This window comes from Archangium sp., from assembly GCF_036388035.1.
Taxonomy (GTDB): domain Bacteria; phylum Myxococcota; class Myxococcia; order Myxococcales; family Myxococcaceae; genus Archangium.
In genome coordinates this window covers 1-2,814 of record NZ_DASVSO010000906.1, presented here as the reverse complement: position 1 = coordinate 2,814, position 2,814 = coordinate 1, and the positions used below count along the sequence as shown (strand labels likewise).

Annotated in this window: 2 protein-coding genes and 2 pseudogenes; 2 read left to right on the top strand and 2 right to left on the bottom strand. The window is 67.0% G+C overall.

The genetic code is table 11. The annotated features are described in order from the left end of the window. A pseudogene (locus VF697_RS37315) lies at nucleotides 1-455 on the bottom strand (hypothetical protein); the annotation flags it as partial. A 92-nt stretch (nucleotides 456-547) separates the two neighbouring features. On the opposite strand from VF697_RS37315, the gene VF697_RS37310 reads away from it, so the two are divergent. Further along, a complete protein-coding gene (locus tag VF697_RS37310) occupies nucleotides 548-1,255 on the top strand; it encodes a glutamine amidotransferase-related protein (protein ID WP_331102707.1) in 708 nt (235 codons plus the stop codon). A gap of 246 nt (nucleotides 1,256-1,501) precedes the next feature. After that, entirely contained in the window at nucleotides 1,502-2,671 is a 1,170-nt protein-coding gene (locus VF697_RS37305; protein WP_331102705.1) for an acyltransferase, read from the top strand. A 4-nt stretch (nucleotides 2,672-2,675) separates the two neighbouring features. On the opposite strand, the pseudogene VF697_RS37300 reads toward VF697_RS37305, so the two are convergent. Continuing rightward, nucleotides 2,676-2,814 (bottom strand): annotated as a pseudogene (locus tag VF697_RS37300) (endonuclease III); the annotation flags it as partial.

Here is a 2,814-nt window from a genome sequence, read left to right as displayed (position 1 = left end):
GGGTGGTTGCTCAGCGGGCGGTAGCGGCCGTCGTACTGCTTGTAGGTCGTGGGTGTCTGCCTCTCCGTGAGGCCAGGGTCCTTCATCTCGGGCGCGTCATCGAAGCTCCAGCTCGCCACGTCCACCCCCTCGGCCCTCAGCGCGTCCAGTCTGGCGGAGAGCTGCTGGCGGCACGCCTCGGGGCTCACGGCCAGGTCGTCCCCGGCATCCGTCGTGCCGCCGTCTCCAGGCGAGCCGCTTCCGGCATCCGTCGTGCCGCCGTCCCCCGTCGAGCCGCTTCCGGCGTCCACCGTGCCGCTGTCCCGGGTCGAGCCGTTCCCGGCATCCACCGTGCCGCCATCCTTGTTCGAGCTGGAACCGACGTCCGTGGGAGAGGAGCCACCGCCGCGGGGATCGCATGCGAGCCACATGCAGACGGCGAGCCCCAGTACACAGAGGGACAGTGAGGGCCTCATGTCATGACTCCTGTGAGCGGCGTGGGAAGGTTTCCGCGCGTGGGCGGCAACCGCGCTAGGCTATCGCGAACTCGCGACCAGGGGAGGGAATCATGCGCGCGGTGGTGTTTCAGCACGAGGAGCACGAGGGCCCGGGGTTGCTCGGCCCCGCCCTGGAGGCAGCGGGCTTCACGCTCGTGAAGCGCTTCCGCACCGTCAAGCGCGAGGACCTGGATGCGGAGCTGGTGGTGGTGCTCGGCGGGCCCATGGGCGTCTACGAGGCGGACCGTCACCCCTTCCTCGGCGAGGAGCTGGCGCTGTTGATGGAGCGGCTCGCGCTCGGGCGTCCCGTGCTGGGCATCTGCCTGGGCGCGCAGCTCCTGGCGGCCGCGGCCGGCTCCGAGGTCTTCGTCGGCAAGAACGGGCTGGAGGTCGGCGTGGCGCCCGTGCGCTGGACGAAGGAGGGGCTCGCCGATCCCGTCATCGCCGGCGTGCGCCCCCGCACCACCGTGGCGCACTGGCACCAGGACACCTTCAAGCCCGTGCCCGGAGCCACGCTGCTGGCCTCCACGGATCGCTACGCGCAGCAGGCCTTCCGGCTCGGCAACTCGTACGGGCTCCAGTTCCACATCGAGCTCACCGCGGACGAGCTGGATCGCTGGTTCACCCACGGAGCCGAGGAGCTCGTCGAGCTGTACGAGAAGAACCTGGACGAGCTGCGCTCCCAGCTCCCCAAGCTGCGCGCGGCGGAGTCCGAGTGCCGGGAGCTGCTCGAGCGGCTCGCCCACCACTTCGCCAGCGTGGCCCGCGCCGACCGGTGAGCCCCGGGGTTGGCGCCTGGCGCTGAAGAGGGCGCGTAACACCCCTGGGAGGAGGTTGCTCCGTCGGACAGCATGCATGCAGGGCGACCGCCCCATCCGCTGGCCGGTGACTGGCGGAGGCACCTGCGTCCAGAGAAGCCGGCTTGGAGAAGGCCGCGCCCCTCTTCTAGCATGCGCGGCGGTGCGAGCCGCTGGTGCCGGAGACCACCCAGGCCCCTGCATTCGAGGAATCTCCCAGGAGAACAAATGATCCGCGGTCTGGATGGATTGCGCGCCATCGCGTTCCTACTGGTCTTCTTCTTTCATGCAGCGGTCCTGAAGTGTGGCTGGCTCGGAGTCCAGCTGTTCTTCGTCCTGTCAGGGTTCCTGATCACACGCATTCTCGTCGCCTCCGCCGGGAAGGTGGGCCAGCGGGAGTACTTTGTCCGCTTCTACGGACGGCGAGCCCTGCGGATCTTCCCGCTCTACTTCCTGTACATCCTGTGCCTTGGGTTCGTGTGCGTCCTGCTCGTGGACTACGGCGGGTATCGGGAAGTGAAGACAATCACGAACTTCATCCAGCAGATCCCGTACGCCCTGACGTATACGTACAACTTCTTTCACGCCAGCAGCGCCTTCGTCAGAACGCCGCTCGTGACACACTTCTGGTCGCTGGCCATCGAAGAGCAGTTCTATCTCCTGTGGCCTGCCGTGATCTTCTTCACCCCGAAGAGGAAGCACCTGGGCCTCTTCGCCCTCGCCGTCGCGGTGGGGCCGGTCCTCCGTGCGGGCACCGCCCTTGCGTTCAAGCATCACCTCATCCCGTTCCAGGGGGAGGATGTCAACGTCGCGATCTACGTGCTCTCGCCGTCGCATCTGGACGCCTTCGCGATGGGCGCACTGATGACACAGTGGCGCGTCCCCAAGGCACGCCTGCAGTGGGTCATCCTCGCCCTCCTGCTGCCGATCGTGGGATTCGCCACGACCGCCGGTGGACCGACTCTCGCGTCCCTGAGCTCTCTTGGCTACCCGATGGGGCTCGCGGGAGCATTCAAGCCCATCTGGGGCTACACCGCCTGGAACTACTTCTTCGGGCTCACGATTTATTGCATCGCCCGGAATGAGGTCTCCGTCCGTGCGCTGGAGTGGCGCCCCCTCGCGTACCTGGGGAAGATCTCCTATGGGCTCTACGTGTATCACTTCGGGGTGATCGGGATCCTGCAGACGGCCGCACGGCACGTGAAGACAGATGTGGACCTGGTGCCCCTGATGGCCTTCCCGGGCCTCGCCATCTCCATCGTCATTGCGGCTGCCAGCTACAGGTTCATCGAGCAGCCCGCGCTGAAGCTGAAGGATGTACTGTTCCCCACGGGTTCTGCCCCTGAGGCATCCCCTCATTCAGAGCCGATCTCGCACTTGAGCAAGGTCACCCTCTGAAGTCCTACTCCACGCCCACCTTCGGGCAGATGTCGCTCATGGGGCAGGCGTCGCACTTGGGCTTGCGAGCCGTGCAGGTGTAGCGGCCGTGCAGCACGGTCGCGGGCCCGAAGAAGGTCCACTCGGCCTGGGGGACGAGCTTC